The 16,177-nt window shown below is 71.2% G+C and carries 13 protein-coding genes and 1 pseudogene; 12 read left to right on the top strand and 2 right to left on the bottom strand.

Going from position 1 to position 16,177, the window contains the following annotated elements:
- The first annotated feature begins 19 nt into the window (after positions 1 to 19).
- Positions 20 to 745, top strand: a complete 726-nt coding sequence (locus QE428_RS00965; RefSeq protein WP_307462127.1) for a CoA pyrophosphatase — start codon at positions 20 to 22, stop codon at positions 743 to 745.
- On the opposite strand, the gene QE428_RS00960 is transcribed toward QE428_RS00965, so the two are convergent.
- A complete protein-coding gene (locus tag QE428_RS00960; RefSeq protein WP_307462124.1) occupies positions 733 to 1,728 on the bottom strand; it encodes a DUF2510 domain-containing protein in 996 nt (331 codons plus the stop codon). The genes QE428_RS00965 and QE428_RS00960 overlap by 13 nt on opposite strands.
- A gap of 135 nt (positions 1,729 to 1,863) precedes the next feature.
- Between QE428_RS00960 and QE428_RS00955 the strand changes: the two genes are divergently transcribed.
- Positions 1,864 to 2,508 carry an NAD(P)-dependent oxidoreductase gene (locus tag QE428_RS00955; RefSeq protein WP_307462121.1) on the top strand — a complete coding sequence of 215 codons (645 nt, stop codon included), beginning with the start codon at positions 1,864 to 1,866 and terminating at the stop codon, positions 2,506 to 2,508.
- 12 nt (positions 2,509 to 2,520) lie between these two features.
- Here the strand turns inward: QE428_RS00955 and QE428_RS00950 are convergent, their stop codons facing one another.
- Positions 2,521 to 3,312: an SGNH/GDSL hydrolase family protein gene (locus QE428_RS00950; RefSeq protein WP_091355626.1), complete on the bottom strand. Its 792-nt coding sequence runs from the start codon at positions 3,310 to 3,312 to the stop codon at positions 2,521 to 2,523.
- Between the two features lie 100 nt (positions 3,313 to 3,412).
- On the opposite strand from QE428_RS00950, the gene QE428_RS00945 reads away from it, so the two are divergent.
- The 10 genes and pseudogenes from QE428_RS00945 to prfA all read left to right on the top strand — a co-directional run bounded on the left by QE428_RS00945 (position 3,413) and on the right by prfA (position 16,176).
- Positions 3,413 to 4,237, top strand: coding sequence for a transglutaminase family protein (locus QE428_RS00945; protein ID WP_307462116.1), 825 nt, complete (start codon positions 3,413 to 3,415; stop codon positions 4,235 to 4,237).
- A 63-nt stretch (positions 4,238 to 4,300) separates the two neighbouring features.
- Positions 4,301 to 5,473, top strand: coding sequence for an ATP-binding protein (locus QE428_RS00940; RefSeq protein WP_307462113.1), 1,173 nt, complete (start codon positions 4,301 to 4,303; stop codon positions 5,471 to 5,473).
- A 30-nt stretch (positions 5,474 to 5,503) separates the two neighbouring features.
- Positions 5,504 to 7,172 (top strand): annotated as a pseudogene (locus QE428_RS00935) (arginine--tRNA ligase).
- Between the two features lies 1 nt (position 7,173).
- Entirely contained in the window at positions 7,174 to 7,950 is a 777-nt protein-coding gene (locus tag QE428_RS00930; RefSeq protein ID WP_307462110.1) for an LmeA family phospholipid-binding protein, read from the top strand.
- A 108-nt stretch (positions 7,951 to 8,058) separates the two neighbouring features.
- Complete coding sequence (gene lysA / locus QE428_RS00925; RefSeq protein ID WP_307462107.1) at positions 8,059 to 9,483, top strand: diaminopimelate decarboxylase; 1,425 nt, start codon at positions 8,059 to 8,061, stop codon at positions 9,481 to 9,483.
- Complete coding sequence (locus QE428_RS00920) at positions 9,480 to 10,817, top strand: homoserine dehydrogenase (protein WP_091355603.1); 1,338 nt, start codon at positions 9,480 to 9,482, stop codon at positions 10,815 to 10,817. The genes lysA and QE428_RS00920 overlap by 4 nt, the downstream gene beginning before the upstream one ends.
- A gap of 1 nt (position 10,818) precedes the next feature.
- Entirely contained in the window at positions 10,819 to 11,901 is a 1,083-nt protein-coding gene (gene thrC, locus QE428_RS00915; protein ID WP_307462104.1) for a threonine synthase, read from the top strand.
- Entirely contained in the window at positions 11,898 to 12,830 is a 933-nt protein-coding gene (thrB, locus tag QE428_RS00910; protein WP_091355596.1) for a homoserine kinase, read from the top strand. Before thrC ends, thrB begins: the two co-directional genes overlap by 4 nt.
- Before the next feature lie 162 nt (positions 12,831 to 12,992).
- On the top strand, positions 12,993 to 15,086 hold the full coding sequence (gene rho / locus QE428_RS00905) for a transcription termination factor Rho (RefSeq protein WP_307462101.1): 2,094 nt from the start codon (positions 12,993 to 12,995) through the stop codon (positions 15,084 to 15,086).
- 10 nt (positions 15,087 to 15,096) lie between these two features.
- On the top strand, positions 15,097 to 16,176 hold the full coding sequence (gene prfA, locus QE428_RS00900) for a peptide chain release factor 1 (RefSeq protein ID WP_307462098.1): 1,080 nt from the start codon (positions 15,097 to 15,099) through the stop codon (positions 16,174 to 16,176).
- The last annotated feature ends 1 nt before the right edge of the window (position 16,177 follow it).

The following is a 16,177-nucleotide window of genomic DNA, read 5'->3' as shown; positions in this document are numbered from 1 at the left end:
CGTCGCATAGCCTGATCCCATGACGCTGTCTGCGCCCGTCCCCGCCGCCCTGGCGCAGCTGCAGCAGCTGGTCGAATCGACCGCGAGCGGCGCGGCCCAGCCGGGTTTCGAGATCCTCCGCGCGCTGCCCGAGGTGCCGGATGCGCGCGCAGCCGCGGTCCTCATCCTCTTCGGGGTCCTCGACGATGTGCCCGCAGATAGGGAGCCTCCCGCGCGCACGGTCTCACGCGACCTCGACGTGCTGCTGCTGTCGCGGGCCGAGACGCTCCGGTCGCATCCGGGTCAGGTCGCGTTCCCGGGTGGGCGTGTGGATGACGAGGATGCCGACGCGGTCGCGGCATCCCTTCGAGAGGCGCGGGAGGAGACCGGACTCGACGTGGCAGGCGTCGACGTCCTCGGCACTCTCGAGCCCATCCCGCTCGAGTACTCGCGCCACCTCGTCACCCCGGTGCTCGCCTGGTGGCGGCGTCCCTCGCCGGTCCACGTGGTCGACGAGGCGGAGTCGGCGGACGTCTTCCGCGCGCCCGTCGCCGACCTGCTCGATCCGGCGCACCGCGGAGTGACTGTCGTCCGAACCGATCGCGGCGAGTTCCGCGGTCCCGCCTTCCTGATCCCGACGACGCGCGGCGACCGGCTCGTCTGGGGGTTCACCGCGATGATCCTCGACGGCTTGTTCTCACGGCTGGGATGGACCGAGCCGTGGAACCGGGACCGCATCATCCCGCTCCCGGGTCAGAACGCGTAGTAGCTCGCCAGGTCGGTCAGCAGGAATTCGGTCGCGTCTTCCGGGACGAGATACGCCACGATGCCGGTGGCGCTCTCGCCCTCGGCGATCGTCCCCGCATCGCGCAGCAACGTCGTGTCGTCGTTCGGGACGACGAAGGCGTAGGGGTAGACCCCGCCGTCGACCGTCGCGAGAGAGAGGTCGTACGTCGGGAACGACGCCGGCAGGCCCAAGGCGTCCGTGCTCGTGACGGTCATTTCGACGAGGACGTAGCGGTACCCGTCGGTGCCGCCGCCATTGAGCGAGCTCCAGGAGAGCACCTCCTCGGTGGCATCCTCATCGACAATGCGGACCTCCGCGGTGTACTCCGTCCCCGACGCCGTCTCGCGGACGTACGGCAGGGAGAGCGGCTCGTCGACCGATCCCGGGCCCGTCTCGGGGGCGTAGGGCTCGAGCTCCGGGGCGGCCGGCGAGCCGGGGTCTTCCGGTGCCGAGCCGTCATCATCGCCGCTGTCGTAGCTGTAGTCGTCGGCCGGAGGGCTCCAGACGAACGACAGGACGGAGAACGTCATGAGGCACGCCAGCACCAGGCCGACCCCCGAGAGGATCGTTCCGGTCAGCGCCAGAGGTTTCGGCTGACGGCGGACGAGCGCGATCGCACCGAAGACGGCCCCGGCGAGAGCGATGACGAAACCGAGGAAAGGGATCCAGCCGAGGACGATCGCCGCGATGCCGAGCGAGAGCGCGGTGACGCCGAGAGCCACGGGTCGGGACGGCGGGACGGATCCCCCGGGGTAGGGCGGGTACCCGTTCGGCGCGCCCGGCGCCGACGCGTACGGCGGCAGCACCGGGCCGGCGGGGGAGGAGGAGGGGATGCCGGGGGCTCCCGGCGTGCCGGCGGGAAGGTACGCGGGTGCCGCATGCCACGCCGTTCCATCCCAGTAGCGCAGCTCGTTCCCCGCGTGCGGAGCCGGATACCACCCGGCCGGAATCGTGTCGCTCACGTCTGTCTTCCCCCTCGTGCGTGTGATCGCGGAAGCGGACCCGAGCCCTCTTCCACGTCGAGGGTACAAGCGCAAGGGCAGGTCGGTCGGCGGTGGGCGGACGTAACGTCGGTCGTCGACGAAAGGAGCCACTTCATGGCGAACATCACGATCATCGGCGGACACGGCAAGGTCGGCCTCCTCCTCGCGCCCCTCCTGGTCGAGGCCGGGCACGACGTGACCTCCGTCATCCGGAACCCCGACCACAGTGACGACATCACGGCCACGGGCGCGACCCCGCTCGTGGCGGACGTCGCGGCATCCGCCACCGACGAGATCACCGAACTCCTCGCCGACAGCGATGCGGTCGTCTGGTCGGCCGGAGCCGGCGGCGGACCTGCGGAGCGCACCTACGCGGTCGATCGGGATGCCGCGATCCGCTCGATCGACGCGGCGGTCGCCGCCGAGGCGCGGCGCTACGTGATGGTCTCCTACTTCGGTGCCGGACCCGACCACGGTGTCGACCCGTCCGACGACTTCTTCGCCTACGCGGAGTCCAAGGCGGCCGCGGATGAGCATCTCCGCGCGGCGGAGCTGGACTGGACGATCCTCGCGCCCTCGGCGCTGACCCTCGACGAACCGACCGGACGGATCGATGCGAACGCCGAGAAGGGTTCGTCGGTCTCCCGCGCCGACGTCGCTGCGGTGGTCGCCGCGGTCCTCGCAGACCCGAGCACCATCCGGCGGACGATCTCCTTCAACAACGGCGACGAGCCGATCGCCGACGCGATCCGCGCCTGAGCGCGGTCGCCGTCAGGGGACGACGAGCGCCGGTGCATCCTCGCGGGTCGCACCGGCGTCCGTCGTGACGCTGCGTTCGTGCAGCGCGGCGAGCAGCTTCTCCGCCAGATAGGTGTGACCTCGGTCCGAGGGGTGTTTGCGCCCCTTGCCCGTGTCGATCATCTCGCGGTAATTGGCACGCGTGATCCACTGCTCCTGCAGTGAGGAGATGTACCACCAGTGGCGATCGGCCGCAGCGGCCCTCAGGTCGGAGTCGATGCGGGACGTGCCCTCGTCGACGGGGAACTCGTGGGGCGTCGGGCCGAAGATGACGATCTGCGCCTTCGGGAAGAGCCGCTCGAAGGTGTCCCACGTCGCCTCGACGGCGTCGCGGTATCCGCGCTCGCCCTGCTGCCTGTCGTTGATGGACCCTTGGATGATGATGAGGTCGTAGTCGGCGGTCGGGTCGAGCGTCAGAGCCCGGCGGCGGAAGTCGGGCCCGTCCCACCCGGGCCTCATGTATCCCGAGCCCCGTACACCGTCGACGGTGACGTCCCATCCGCTGAGCCGGCCGAGCTGGTAGGCGTACCCGTCGGTCGGGACTGTGGCGGCGGACCCGTAGGTCCATGAATCGCCGAAGACGAGGACCTTCGCGTCGGCGGGGACGGACAGCGGCTCGATGTCGGCGATCGAGCCGACGGAAGTCGCCGCGTCGACGGTGGGCGTCGTCCGCCATGGCTGCCACGCAGACAGGGCGACGATCGCTGCCACACCGGCGGCGACGACGCCCAGCCCCCAGCTGCGGGCGCGTCGTACAGAACTCATGCGATGAGGGTAAGCGATCCCGGAGAATCCGACCGCACTTGTTCACGCGACCGATACACGGACCCCGCTCGAGGTCTCCGGTGCGTGCGAGGATTGCCCGGTGCAGCGCGTCGTCAGAGCCGAACTCGACCTCCTCGTCGAGGGGGAGCTCGACCTCATCCTCTCCGTTGCCGTCGCCGCAAGAGTCCCCCTCGGGCACGAGCGACTGTCGCTCACGCGAGACGGGCGGGAGCTCGCCCTCACCGAGGTGACGGATGCCGCCGGTTCGCGGCTCCACCGGGTCCGCGTCGACCCGGGGCCGCTGCAGCTCCGGTACGACGCTCTCGTCCGCGGCGGGGCGGAGGTCGTCCCCGCGTCCGATCTGGACACCGCGGTCTATCTGCGGCCCAGCCGGTACGCCCCCTCGGATTCGGTCTTCGCCCAGGCGCGGCGGCAGTTCGGCGGCCTGCGCGGCATCGAGCTCCTCGCCGCCGTCGAGGCGTTCGTCGCCGAGACAGTCAGCTACTCGCCGGGCCTCTCCCTCGGGACGGACTCCGCCGTGACGACGCTCGCGACGGGTCAGGGCGTCTGCCGCGACTACGCGCACCTCGTCATCGCACTGCTGCGCGCGATGGACGTCCCGGCGCGCTACGTCGCCTGCTACGCGCCGGGACTCGTTCCGATGGACTTCCACGCCGTCGCCGAGGCGTGGATCGACGGCCGCTGGCTGGTCGTCGACGCCACCCGCCTCTCGAACCGTCGCGGCCTCGTCCGGATCGCGACGGGAAGGGACGCCGCCGATTGCGCGTTCCTCAGCTATTACGGCGCGAACCTGTCGCTGCAGCGGATGCTCGTCGATGCGCAGGTCGAAGGTGAGGCCGCGGTCGTGGCCGCGGCATCCGATCCGCTGCAGGATGATCGCGCTGCACCCGTCACGATCGGGTGACGTGCGGCGCGACCCCCTGCGTGAAGGGTCATTAGGGTGGGCTAGGAACTCGGGGAGCTGAATGTGAAGACCGCTGACGACGCCATCCGGCGCGCGATCATCGAGGACTACGGCGTGCTCGGTCGGGCGACCGAGCCCGATCTCCAGGGACTCGTCCAACTCGCTGCGACGGTGTGCAGCGTTCCGACCGCGGTCATCAACATCATCGACGACCGGTCCCAGCATCAGATCGCCGCCGTGGGCTTCGAGCCGGCCGTCTGCAGCCGTGAGGACTCGATGTGCGCGGTCGTGTTCCGCGAGCCCGGCCACACCGTGGTGCGGGATGCGACGCTCGACGACCGTTTCGCCGGGAACCCCTTCGTCACCGGTGAGGTAGCCAACGTCAGGTTCTACGCGTCGAGCCCGCTCATCACCCCGTCGGGAGTGCCGATCGGGACGGTCTGCATCTTCGACGAGGAGCCGCGTGAACTGCCCGAGGACGAAAGCGCAGCCCTCGCCCTCATCGCGCATCAGATCGTCGACGTGCTCGAACTGCGCCGCCTGACGCGCGAGCTCGGCGAGTCCAACGCGCAGCTCGAGAACTTCGCCGCGCAGGTGGCGCACGATCTGCGGAACCCGCTGACGGCACTGACGGGCTACATCGAGCTCGCCTCGGAGGTGCCGGAGGTCGCGGAGGTGCCCGCCGCCTCCCGTGCGCTCGCGCGCGCCGAGTCGGTGGCGGACCGGATGTCGGGCATGATCGCCCGCCTGCTCGACTACGCGAGCGTGGGCGGCGCACCCATCCGCCGCTCCGCGGTGGATGTCGGCCCGGTCGTCGCATCGACGATGGAGGACCTGCGCAGCGGAGGTCTCGACAACGGCGCAGACGTGACTGTCGAGGCATCCGTCCCCGTCCCGGCCGATCAGACCCTCCTCGGCGTCCTGATGCAGAACCTCGTCGGCAACGCGGTGAAGTTCGCCGGTGCAGGGGAGCGCACGCCCGCCATCACGGTGACGGTCGGCGCCGTCGTCGCGGGGGTGCGCATCACGGTCGACGACAACGGGCCCGGTGTTCCGGCCGCCGAACGCGAGGTCGTCTTCGAGCCCTTGGAGCGCGGCTCGAACGTCGCCGTACCGGGGTTCGGCATCGGCCTGGCGACGTGCAACCGGATCGTGGAGTCGCACGGTGGCCGCATGGGCATCGACGAGTCGCCCGCCGGCGGTGCTCGCGTGTGGGTCGTGCTCCCGTCGGCGTGAGGACCCCCTGAAACGTAGACTTGACCCGCTATGACTCCAGAAGCCCTCTCCGCAGCCCTTCTCGCCGTCGTCTCCCCGCTCGTGGAGGCGCGACGACCCGGCTCCGCTGAGGCGCTCACGATCGCCGACTTCCCCGTCGAGCGCCCGAAGAACCGCGACCACGGCGACTGGGCGTCCAACGCCGCGCTGAAGCTGTCGAAGCAGGTCGGCGCGAACCCGCGCGGAGTTCGCGGCCGAGGTCGCCGACGCGCTCGCCGCCGTCGACGGCATCGCGTCGGTCGAGGTCGCCGGTCCCGGATTCATCAACATCCGACTGGACGCCGCCGCTGCCGGCGCCCTCGCGAAGACGATCGTCGAGGCGGGCACCGCCTTCGGTCGCGGCCGCAGCCAGGAGGGCAACACGATCAACCTCGAGTTCGTCAGCGCGAACCCGACCGGCCCCATGCACATCGGACACACGCGCTGGGCGGCGCTCGGCGACGCGATCGCGCGCCTGCTGCTCGCGAGCGGCGCGACCCTCGTCCGCGAGTTCTACATCAACGACGCCGGCGCGCAGATGGATCGCTTCGGCCGCTCGGTGCTGGCACGCATGCAGGGCGAGCCTGCTCCCGAGGACGGCTACGCCGGCGCATACATCGACGACCTTGCGAAGCGCGTCGCCGAGGCCGAGCCGGGCATCGCCGACCTGCCCGAGGACGAGCGCGTGGCCGCGGCCCGCGACAAGGCCTACGAACTGCAGCTCGCGGAGCTCCAAGCATCCCTCGAGAAGTTCAACGTCCACTTCGACGTCTTCTTCAGCGAGCGGACGCTGCACGCGAAGACGGCGGACGGCGGCCCGAGCCTCGTCGACGAGGCCGTCGACCGCCTGCGTGCTCAGGGACACGTCTTCGACGCCGAGGGCGCCGTCTGGGTGCGGACCACCGACTTCGGCGACGACAAGGACCGCGTCATCCGACGCTCCAACGGCGAGTACACGTACTTCGCCGCCGACGCCGCGTACTACCTGAACAAGGGCGACCGCGGCTTCGCGCACAAGATCTACCTGCTCGGCGCCGATCACCACGGCTACGTGCATCGCCTCAAGGCGCTCGCCGGCGCGGCCGGCGACGACCCCGAGAAGGACATCGAGGTGCTCATCGGGCAGCTCGTTTCGGTCAACGGGGCGCGACTGTCCAAGCGCGCCGGCAACATCATCGAGCTCGACGACCTGCGCGAATGGCTCGGGACCGATGCGCTCCGTTACTCGCTCGCGCGCTACCCGGCGGATTCGCCGCTGACGCTCGACCCCGAGATCCTGCAGAAGCGCACGAACGACAACCCGGTCTTCTACGTGCAGTACGCCCACGCGCGCACGCACAACGTCGGCCGGAACGCCGCCGACTCCGGGGTCGCCCGCGATGCGTTCGCGCCGGAGCTCCTCACGCACGAGACCGAGTCCGCGCTCCTGGGCGCGCTGCAGGAGTTCCCGCGCCTCGTGGCCTTCGCCGCCGAGCTGCGCGAACCGCACCGCATCGCCCGCTACCTCGAGGAGCTCGCGAGCCTGTACCACCGCTGGTACGACTCGTGCCGCGTCACCCCGCTCGGCGACGAGGAGGTGTCGGACGTGCACCGCACCCGTCTGTGGCTGAACGACGCGACGGGTCAGGTCCTCCGCAACGGGCTCGACCTGCTCGGCGTGAGCGCGCCCGAACGGATGTGACATGGCGACCGTGACCGGGGCGCGTCGGCGGCCGCGTCGGTGGATCGCCGTCGTGGTGGTCCTGGCCGTCGTCGCGGTCCTGCTGGTCGCGGCCGAGATCGCCGCGCGCGCAATCGTGCCTCAGGTGGTCCGGTCGCAGATCGTCACCAACCTCGGGCTCGCCCAGGATCAGGAGATCGACGTCCGGATCCCGGGGCTCGTCCTGCCGCCGCTGATCGTCGGTTCGATCCCGCAGATGGATCTCACCGCCGACGACGTCGAGGTGCAAGGCGTCTCGGGAGACGTCCGCGTCGACATCCAGGACGCCCCCGTCTGGGGCGGCGGCGACTGGAGCAGTGCGAAAGCCGTCGTCGATCTCGACGAGAACCAGCTGCGGGCCGTTCTCAGCCGCGTCGACGGCTTCCCGGTCGACGCCGTGACCCTGCGACCGCCCGAGGTTGCCCTCGACACCGAGTTCTCGGTCTTCGGGGTGTCGGTTCCGCTGGGCGTTCAGCTCTCCGCCTCGGCCGAGGACGGCGACCTCGTCCTCTCCCCGACGCAGCTCCGCCTGGGCGGCGTCGATGTGTCCGCCGACGCCCTGCGCCAGCAGGTCGGCCCGCTCGCCGGGTCCTTCGCCGAGAACTGGCGGGTGTGTCTGGCCCAGTATCTGCCGCGCGCCCTGACCCTCACGGGCGTGACGATCGAGGGGCGCCACGTCTCGGCATCCTTCGACATCGACAGTGCCATCCTCCGCGACGAGGCCGCGCAGGAACCCGGTTCCTGCGCCGACGGCCGCTAGTCGTCACGGAGCCGGGTGGCTCCGCCCCGGTGCCCTAGACTGTGGGCACCGTCGGGGCGTGGCCACACCGCCCGACGTACCCGTTCCCACCCCGATTGGTGCCCCTGCGTGTCCACCACCTCCGACCGTCCCGCCGTGCCCGGCTGGCTGACTCAGCCGCATGATGCGAACGCGCTCGTCGAGGCCGTGTGGCCCGAGGGAGCCGCGCGCGACGACGCGGGGGCGATCGTCTTCGGGGGCGTGCGCGCGACGGAGCTCGCCGCGCGCTTCGGCACCCCGCTCTACGTCGTCGATGAGGACCTGATCAGGGCGCGGGCGCGCGAGGTACTGACGGCGTTCCAGGATGCCGCGGCTCGCCACGGCGGCACGGCCCGGGTCTACTACGCGGGCAAGGCTCTGCTCACGACCGACGTCGTGCGCTGGGTGACGGCGGAAGGCCTCGGCGTTGACGTCGCCAGCGGCGGCGAACTCGCTGTGGCTCTCGCCGCCGGCGCGGATCCGGCGCGACTCGGCCTCCACGGCAACAACAAGCTCCTGCCCGAGATCGCCCGCGCCGTGCGCGTCGGCGTCGGCTCGATCGTCATCGACTCGCTCGTCGAGGTCGAGCGGCTCGCCGCCGAGGCCGAGACCCAGGGCGTTGTGCAGAGCGTGCTCGTCCGCGTCAACAGCGGCGTCCACGCCGAGACGCACGACTTCCTCGCGACGGCGCACGAGGATCAGAAGTTCGGTTTCACGCTGTCGGATGCCGAGGCTGCCGTCGCCCGCATCCGAGAGCTGCCGTCGCTCCGTTTCGTGGGCCTCCACTGCCACATCGGCTCGCAGATCTTCGGGACCGCCGGCTTCGCCGAGTCCGCCGCGCGCGTCGTCGAGCTGCACGCGCGTCTTCTCGCGGGCGGCGACGTCCCGCTCCTGAACCTCGGCGGCGGCTTCGGGATCGCCTACACGTCGAAGGACGACCCGACCCCGATCGCGGAGCTCGCCGACGGCATCGTCGCGGCCGTCGCCCGCGAGTGCGAGAGCCGCGGCATCCCTCTTCCCGAACTCGCCTTCGAGCCGGGGCGCACCATCGTCGGACGCGCCGGCGTGACCCTGTACTCGGTCGGCACCGTGAAGCCGGTGCGCGTCTCGGACGACCTCGAGCGGCTGTACGTGAGCGTGGACGGCGGCATGAGCGACAACGCGCGCACGGCCCTGTACGGCGCGGACTACAGCGCGCGGATTGCGAGCCGCCGCAGCGACGCCGCCCCCGCCCTCACCAGGGTCGTGGGGCGCCACTGCGAGGCCGGCGACATCGTGGTGTCGGACGAGTACCTGCCCGGAGACGTCCAGCCCGGCGACCTCGTCGCCGTCGCCGCGACGGGCGCGTACTGCTTCTCGCTCGCGAGCAACTACAACTACCTGACCCGACCTCCCGTCGTGGCCGTCAGTGCCGGCACCGCCCGGCTGATCGTCCGCGGCGAGGACGAGAACGACCTGCTGGCGCGCGACCTCGGCGTCGCACCGGCATCCCGCACCTCCGAGGAGTCCGCATGATCGAACCCCGCCGCCTGCGCGTCGCGCTGCTGGGAGCCGGCGCCGTCGGTTCCCAGGTCGCCCGCCTTCTGCTGACGCACGCCGACGAGCTCGCCGACCGTGCCGGCGCACCGCTCGACCTCGTGGGGATCGCCGTCCGCGACGTGGACGCCCCGCGCGAGACCGATCTGCCCCGCGACCTGTTCACGACGGATGCCGACACCCTCATCGCCGGCGCCGACATCGTCATCGAGGTCACCGGCGGGCTCGAGCCCGCGCGGACCCGGATCCTCCACGCCCTCTCGTCGGGCGCCGACGTCGTCACGGCGAACAAGGCGCTCCTCGCGACCCACGGCAGCGAGATCTTCGACGCCGCCGACCAGGTCGGTGCCACGGTCGCGTACGAGGCCGCCGTCGCCGGCGCGATCCCGATCATCCGGCCCCTGCGCGACTCGCTCGCCGGCGACCGCGTGCGACGGATCATGGGCATCGTCAACGGCACGACGAACTACATCCTCGACCGGATGGACCGCGAAGGTCTCGGTTTCGACGAGGTGCTCGCCGAAGCGCAGCGGCTCGGGTACGCCGAGGCCGACCCGACGGCGGATGTCGAGGCGTACGACGCCGCCCAGAAGGCGGCGATCCTCGCGAGCCTCGCCTTCCACACGACCGTGCCGCTCGACGCCGTGCACCGCGAGGGCATCACGTCCGTGGATGCCGGCGTCATCGAGGCCGCCCGCAAGGCCGGCTACGTCGTCAAGCTCCTCGCCGTGTGCGAACGGCTCGTCGACCAGCCCGATGCCGCACCGCACGGCGAAGCGATCTCGGTCCGCGTCTACCCGGCCCTCGTTCCCCGTGAGCACCCGCTCGCCTCGGTCCACGGCGCGAACAACGCCGTCTTCGTCGAGGCCGAAGCCGCCGGCGACCTCATGTTCTACGGCGCGGGTGCCGGGGGAGTGCAGACCGCGTCCGCCGTCCTCGGCGATGTCGTCTCGGCCGCCCGGCGTCACGTCGCAGGCGGGCCGGGTGTCGGCGAGTCGACGCGCGGAGGGCTGCCGATCGTCCCGATCGGCCGCATCCGGACGAGCTGCCAGATCACGCTCGAAGTCGATGACCGACCGGGCGTCCTCGCCACCGTCGCCGGCATCCTCAGCGACGGGAACGTGTCGATCGCGACCGTCGAACAGACCACCTCGGGCGGCGCCGTCGCCCAGGGGAGCGGGGATGCCGTCGCGCACCTCGTCATCGGAACCCACACGGCCCGGGAGCAGGACCTGGCCGACACCGTCGAGCGCCTCGCTGCCACCAGCGCGGTGCGTCGGGTGGTCTCGGTCCTGCGGGTAGAAGGAGACTGACATGGCACACGTCTGGCGCGGAGTCCTCCGCGAGTACGCCGACCGACTGGGCGTCACCGACGCCTCGACCGTCGTGACGCTCGGCGAGGGCGGCACCCCGCTCATCCCGGCGGCATCGCTGTCGCGCATCACCGGTGCCGATGTCTACATCAAGTTCGAGGGCATGAACCCGACGGGCTCCTTCAAGGACCGCGGCATGACGGTCGCCCTGTCCCGCGCCGTCGAGCACGGGGCCGAGGCCGTCATCTGCGCCTCGACCGGCAACACCTCGGCATCCGCTGCCGCCTACGCGGCGCATGCCGGCATCACGGCCGCCGTCCTCGTCCCCGAGGGCAAGATCGCGATGGGCAAGCTCAGCCAGGCCGTCGCCCACAATGGCAAGCTCATCCAGATCCGCGGCAACTTCGACGACTGCCTCGAGATCGCGCGCGAGCTCGCCGGCGGCTACAAGGTGCACCTCGTCAACTCGGTCAACCCCGACCGCATCGAAGGTCAGAAGACGGCGGCGTACGAGGTCGTCAGCCAGCTCGGCGACGCCCCCGACTTCCACTTCATCCCCGTCGGCAACGCCGGCAACTACACCGCGTACTCGCGCGGCTACCGCGAAGAGGCCGAGCGCGGCGTCGCGACGCGGGTGCCCCGCATGTTCGGCTTCCAGGCCGAGGGCTCCGCACCGCTCGTGCGCGGCGAGGTCGTCAAGAACCCCGAGACGATCGCCTCCGCCATCCGCATCGGCAACCCCGCCTCGTGGGACCTCGCCCTCGAGGCCCGCGCAGCGACCGACGGCTGGTTCGGCGCGATCGACGACGAGCGCATCCTCGCCGCGCAGAAGCTCCTCGCCGGCACCGTCGGCGTCTTCGTCGAGCCGGCGTCGGCCATCAGCGTGGCCGGCCTGCTCGACCGCGCCGAGGCGGGCGTAATCCCGAACGGCGCGAAGGTCGTGCTGACGGTCACCGGCCACGGCCTGAAGGACCCCCAGTGGGCGCTCCGCAACCCCGACGGCTCGCAGGTCGAGCCGCTCGTCGTGGACGCGGCGACCAGCGAGGTGGCCTCCGCGCTCGACCTCACCCGCGTGGCGGGATGACGCCCGCGGGGCGCTCCGTCGCCGTTCGCGTCCCGGCGACGAGCGCCAACCTCGGCCCCGGCTTCGACACGCTCGGTCTCGCTCTGAGCGTCCACGACGAACTCGTCGTGACGGCGCTGGACGGTCCGGGCCTCGAGATCGAGGTCTCGGGGGAGGGGGCCGCCGACGTCCCGACGGATGCCTCGCACCTCGTGATCCGCTCGATGGCATATGCGTTCGAGGCGGCCGGCCGGCCGATGCCCGGCATCCGTCTGCGCGCGCACAACGTCATCCCGCACGGCCGGGGGATGGGATCGTCCGGAGCCGCCGTCGTCGCGGGGCTGCTGGCGGCGCAGGGGCTGCTCGAGGGAGACGTCACCCTCGGCCCGGAGACGCTGCTGCGCCTGGCGACCGAGATCGAAGGGCACCCCGACAACGTGGCGCCCGCCCTCTTCGGCGGCCTCACGATCGCGTGGATGGACGAGTCGGCGCCACAGCACAAGAAGCTCGCCGTCCACCGCGGGGTCTCGCCACTCGTCTTCGTCCCCGAGTTCACGATGTCGACCTCGGTCGCGCGCGGTCTCGCGCCGCTCCACGTCACGCGCGAGGACGCCGTCTTCAACGTGTCGCGGTCGGCCCTCCTCATCGCAGCGCTGACGCAGAGCCCCGAACTGCTGATGGCGGCCACGGAGGACAAGCTCCACCAGTCCTACCGCGCTCAGGCCATGCCGGCGACCGACGCCCTCGTCCGAGGGCTGCGGTCCGCCGGGTTCGCCGCCGTGGTCTCGGGTGCAGGACCCAGCGTCCTCGTCCTCGCCGACGGGCCGGGCCGCCGTCTCGAGGCGGTGGAGTATGCCGCAACGACGACGGACACGCCATGGAAACCTCTTCTGCTGGCCGTCGATGTGCGGGGTGGTACAGTGAGGGACCATACGGAGGATGCCACGTGATCACGTGAATCTGCCCTCCATCGCAATCTGCGAACCACCGCACACCCCTCCTGACGGGCCTGCGCAACTCTGAGCCTGCGCGTACACCCCGCTGAGGAATCGGATCCGTCGTGGACGGAACCACCTGCGGTTATGACTTTCCACATCTGAAAGGGAGAACTCGTGGAGTCCATCTCCGAGATCCAGACCGGCGACGACGTCGCCACCGGCGGCGCCGCTGCCGACGAGACCACCACGGCCGCCGCGCAGGACGCGACGACGGATGCCGCTGCGGACACCGTCGTCGAGGCCGCGCCCGCCGACGACGAGGCCGCGCCCGCCGCCGACGAGGCGACCGCGTCGTTCGCCGACGAGGCCGCGCCCGCCGCCGACGAGGGGACCGCGTCGTCCGCCGACGAGGCCGCTGCACCCGCCGCCGAGCCCGTCCGGGCGAAGCGTCCGGCCCGCCGGACGTCCGCGAAGAAGGCCGCTGCTGCTGCCGAGCCCGCCGCCGAAGAGCCCGTCGCCGAGGATGCCGCGCCGGCAGCCGAGGCAGTCACCGGCGAGGCATCCGCCGACGAGAAGCCGGCCAAGGCGCCGCGCAAGCGTGCGCCGCGCCGCGCCAAGAGCGGCGACACCCCCGCCGCCGAGGCTGCGCCCGCCGCCGACGCGGAGCCGACCGAGACCGCCGCTGACGCCGCGCCCGCGGACGCTCCGGCAACCGAGACCAGCTCCGCCCCGGCCGCAGCCGAGGCGCCCGCCGAGCAGGCATCCGACGACGCGAACGCCTCTGCGTCGAGCGACGCGAACGCCGCGGCATCCGGAGACGACTCCGAGGGCTCGAGCGAGGGGACCGGACGCAGCCGTTCGCGCAGCCGCAGCCGTAGCCGCAACCGCAACAAGGGCGAGAACGGCCAGAACGGCCAGAACGGCCAGAACGGCCAGAACGGCAACCAGGGCGGCCAGAACGCCCAGAACGGCCCCGCCGACAAGCCCGCCGCGGAGTCCTCGTCGGACGACGAGCAGGGCCAGGGTCGCGGCCGCCAGCGCAACAAGCGCCGCGGCCAGAGCGCCGGTGACGAGTTCGACACCGAGATCGGCGAGGACGACGTCCTCATCCCGATCGCCGGCATCCTCGACGTGCTCGACAACTACGCCTTCGTGCGCACCACCGGATACCTCCCGGGGCAGAGCGACGTCTACGTCTCGCTCGGCCAGGTCAAGAAGTACAACCTGCGCAAGGGCGACGCGGTCGTCGGCGCGATCAAGCAGCCCCGCGAGGGCGAGCAGTCGAGCCGCCAGAAGTACAACGCGCTCGTCAAGGTCGACGCCGTCAACGGCCTCTCGGTCGACGATGCCGCGACGCGTGTCGAGTTCGGCAAGCTGACGCCCCTCTACCCGCAGGAGCGCCTGCGCCTCGAGACGGCCCCCGAGAAGCTCACGCAGCGCATCATCGACCTCGTCGCTCCCATCGGCAAGGGCCAGCGCGGCCTGATCGTCGCGCCGCCCAAGGCCGGCAAGACGATCGTCCTGCAGCAGATCGCGAACGCGATCGCGACGAACAACCCCGAGGTCCACCTCATGGTCGTCCTCGTCGACGAGCGTCCCGAAGAGGTCACCGACATGCAGCGGACGGTCAAGGGCGAGGTCATCGCCTCGACGTTCGACCGCCCCGCCGAGGACCACACGACGGTCGCCGAGCTCGCCATCGAGCGCGCCAAGCGCCTCGTCGAGCTCGGTCGCGACGTCGTCGTCCTCCTCGACTCGATCACCCGCCTCGGCCGCGCCTACAACATCTCGGCGCCGACCTCGGGCCGTGTGCTCACCGGTGGTGTCGACGCCTCGGCGCTCTACCCGCCCAAGCGCTTCTTCGGCGCGGCGCGCAACATCGAGAACGGCGGATCCCTCACGATCCTCGCGACCGCGCTCGTCGAGACCGGCTCCAAGATGGACGACGTCATCTTCGAGGAGTTCAAGGGCACCGGCAACAGCGAGCTGCGCCTGTCGCGTCAGCTCGCCGACAAGCGGATCTTCCCCGCCGTCGACGTCAACGCGTCGAGCACCCGTCGCGAGGAGATGCTCCTCTCGGCCGACGAGGTCAAGATCACGTGGAAGCTGCGCCGCGCCCTCGCCGGGCTCGACCAGCAGCAGGCGCTCGAGGTCGTCCTCGGCAAGCTGAAGGAGACGACGTCCAACGTCGAGTTCCTCGTGCAGATGCAGAAGTCGATGCCCGCCCCCGCCGCCGGCGGCCACGCGCACGAGAACAGCATCCGCTGAGCCTCGAGCCGTGTTCGAATCCGTCCAGACGCTGATCGACGAGCACCGCGCGGTCCAGGAGGAACTCTCCGACCCCGCGGTGCACGCCGACGCGTCGCGCGCCAAGCGCGTCAACCGGCGGTACGCCGAGCTCTCGCGCATCGTCGCCGCGTATGACGCGTGGCGCGGTGCGGAGGAGGACCTCGCTGCGGCGCGGGAGCTCGCGAAGGAGGACGACGCCTTCGCCGAGGAGGTCCCGGCGCTCGAGCAGCGTCTGGCCGACGCGCAGGAGAAGCTCCGACGCCTGCTGATCCCGCGCGACCCCGATGACGCGCGCGACGTGATCCTCGAGATCAAGGCGGGGGAGGGCGGAGCCGAGTCCGCGCTGTTCGCGGCGGACCTGCTGCGCATGTACCTGCAGTACGCGGCATCCCGCGGCTGGAAGACCGAGCTCCTCGAGCGCAACGAATCAGACCTCGGCGGGTACAAAGACGTCCAGATCGCGATCAAGGGCGCCTCGAGCGACCCGGCGCAGGGCGTCTGGGCTCACCTGAAGTACGAGGGCGGTGTGCACCGCGTGCAGCGCGTGCCCGCGACCGAGTCGCAGGGGCGCATCCACACCTCGACGACCGGCGTTCTCGTGTTCCCCGAGGTCGACGAGCCCGAAGAAGTGCAGATCGATCCGAACGACCTCAAGATCGACGTCTTCCGCTCGTCCGGGCCGGGCGGTCAGTCCGTCAACACGACGGACTCCGCCGTTCGCATCACGCACGTGCCGACCGGCATCGTCGTCTCGATGCAGAACGAGAAGAGCCAGCTGCAGAACCGCGAGGCCGGCATGCGGGTCCTCCGCGCGCGCCTGCTCGCCAAGCAGCAGGAGGAGCGGGATGCCGCGGCCTCCGACGCGCGCAAGTCGCAGATCCGCGGCATGGACCGCTCCGAACGGATCCGCACCTACAACTTCCCCGAGAACCGCATCGCGGATCACCGGACCGGGTACAAGGCCTACAACCTCGACCAGGTGATGGACGGTGCGCTCGGTCCCCTCATCGAGTCCGCGATCGCCGCGGACGAAGAGGCGCAGCTGGCCGCGGTCGGCTCGGAGGCCTGAG

Origin of the sequence: Microbacterium sp. SORGH_AS_0505, from assembly GCF_030818715.1 — a bacterium.
Taxonomy (GTDB): Bacteria; Actinomycetota; Actinomycetes; order Actinomycetales; family Microbacteriaceae; genus Microbacterium.
This window is presented reverse-complemented; position numbering and strand designations above follow the sequence as displayed.